This is a genomic window from Psychrobacter celer (genome assembly GCF_016107555.1).
In the GTDB taxonomy this organism is placed as follows: Bacteria; Pseudomonadota; Gammaproteobacteria; order Pseudomonadales; family Moraxellaceae; genus Psychrobacter; species Psychrobacter celer.
Map to the genome: position 1 here is coordinate 1 of NZ_JABASU010000047.1, position 2424 is coordinate 2424.

A 2424-nucleotide genomic window follows, 5' to 3' on the forward strand; every position below is an offset into this window, starting at 1 on the left:
GTCCATGTAAGAAGTCCTTTTTGCTTAAGTGGTCTTGGTAAACTTACTTTAGCAACTTCGGACTTCTTTTTTTATCTTTTTTTTGAGCCCTTATCCCGAACTGGGGTTGTGGTATGTTTTATTAGTATCCGCTAACCTCTGTCGGTAAACCTCTTAAACACACTGACAATTTAATAAATGGTCACTTTAAAATAAACTTATACCTTATCACGCTGATGTGGTGAATGAAAATCAATCGCAGGCCCGACAGGGACGATACGTGTTGGATTGATATTGGTATGACTGCCATAATAGTGCTGCTTGATATGTGTCATATTGACCGTCTCTGCAACGCCTGGCACTTGATACAACTCCCGTAGATAGCCCCATAGATTGGGATAATCAACAATACGGCGTATGTTGCATTTAAAATGACCAAAATACACACTATCAAAACGCACAAGCGTGGTAAATAAGCGCCAATCTGCTTCTGTGATCGTCTGGCCGACCAAGTAGCGCTGCTGGGACAAGCGCGCCTCGAGCATGTCTAACGCCTCAAATAGCACCGTCACTGCCTCTTCATAAGCAGCTTGCGTGGTAGCAAACCCTGCCTTATAGACGCCATTGTTTACCGCTGTATAGACCCTATCGTTGATCTCATCGATTTCGGCCAACTTCTCTGCTGGCAAAAAGTTACCAGCACGCGCGCCAACCTCATCAAAGGCGGTGTTAAACATACGGATAATCTCTGATGACTCATTGCTGACGATGGTGTTGGTTTTTTTATCCCACAAGATAGGCACCGTGACGCGCCCTGTATAATCAGGCTTCGCCGCAACGTATATCTCATAAGCATAATCGGCATCGTGTAGCGGATCAGCAATCACGCCCTCACCCGCGGCAAACGTCCAGCCATTATCACCCATAAACGGATGCACGACCGACAACGACACCATATCATCCAAGCCCTTGAGCTTACGATAAATGGTGGTGCGATGCGCCCAAGGGCAAGCCAGCGATACATACAGATGATAACGGTTTGGCTCGGCTTTAAAACCGCCCACCCCTGATGGGCCTGCGCTACCGTCTGCGGTCACCCAGTTTCTAAAGCCTGCGTCCTCACGCTGAAAACGCCCCCCACTGGATTTTGTGTCATACCACTGATCTTGCCACTTTCCCTCGACTAATAACCCCATAATCTATCCCACTCTACGTTAATATCATCATAGCCTTGTCACCGTCATCATTGAGTCCTGACATCAAACAAAACAGTTTGTACAACAACCTCTGATCAAAACCACTGCTCTTTTGTGAAAACCACTGAGCCTTTATGAAAATCATAGTAACATCAATGCCGGTGATATCTCTATGCAGCTTTATTATTAATGCTTATCACCCACAAAACACCAACCAAACGCATCAGATAAATCGCTGGTAGTCGCCAAACTGTAGAGAAAAGGCCATAAAAAGCTTCAATATCGAAGGAATTATAAGTATTTTCATAATAATTCAATTTTTTTATAAAAAAGGCTTGCAAAGTCTTAAAAACTTGCTAAAATGCTCAACCTAAATAGGCGTATAGCTCAGTTGGTTAGAGCGCTACCTTGACATGGTAGAGGTCGCTAGTTCGAATCTAGTTACGCCTACCAGATTCGAAAAGCCCCAATCTTTAAGATTGGGGCTTTTTTTATGCTTGAGATATAAGGGCTGTAGCGGAATAGAAAGGTTAATATTAATTAGACTTTAGACCTTTCTACATTTAAACAATTAGCACTGAAAAATCTGTGTGATTGCCGTTAGTTCGTCTAAGAATATACCAAGTCGGCTCTAAATAAAAAAATAGCGCCCAAAATAGACGCTATTTTTTTATTATGCTGAACAATGATTTTCAACGATGGTATAGATAGAGTTCATAGGAACAATAGTTCTTTGCCATCATATATCTCGAATACCGTTTGCTATTTTAATCATGAGCGGCTTGCCACGCACCCATTGAACCTAGGTAGATATCAATATGCTCAAAACCACGACTGGCAAGCCATCCTGCCGCTATCGTCGCTCGTGCACCGCTGGCACACATCAACGTATAGTGACGATTCTGATCAAGCTCATGCCAACGCTCGTTGAGATGTCCGACATAGATGTGATTTGACCCTTCAATTGCATTGGCATTTCGTTCATCAATATCGCGTACATCAAGCAATGTCCAATTCTCAGCTTCGGTTAAACGGTCTTCAACTTCAGACGTATTGATCATAGGTGTTTGTTGCATCTGCTCACTCTTAGCAGCAGCAGGAACGACACCGACATAGCCACCCACCACATTGTCGAGGGCAATTCGTACCAGATGCGCCATCGCAGTGGCAAGCTGCTCTTCATCAGACGCAATTAATGCCAAACTTTGTCCTTCTTCAATAAACCACCCAGCAAATGCAGGAAGCATAT

General features: G+C 43.7%; 2 protein-coding genes and 1 tRNA gene. 1 reads left to right on the forward strand and 2 read right to left on the reverse strand.

The annotated features are described in order from the left end of the window. Positions 1–197: 197 nt before the first annotated feature. Entirely contained in the window at positions 198–1175 is a 978-nt protein-coding gene (locus JFC05_RS12565) for a glutathione S-transferase family protein (protein ID WP_198337128.1), read from the reverse strand. 376 nt (positions 1176–1551) lie between these two features. Between JFC05_RS12565 and JFC05_RS12570 the strand changes: the two genes are divergently transcribed. After that, positions 1552–1628 (forward strand) — tRNA-Val (locus JFC05_RS12570). Positions 1629–1942: 314 nt separating this feature from the next. Here JFC05_RS12570 and JFC05_RS12575 read toward each other — a convergent pair. Then, positions 1943–2424: rhodanese-like domain-containing protein (locus JFC05_RS12575; protein WP_198337129.1), on the reverse strand; the 482-nt coding region annotated here is incomplete at its 5' end.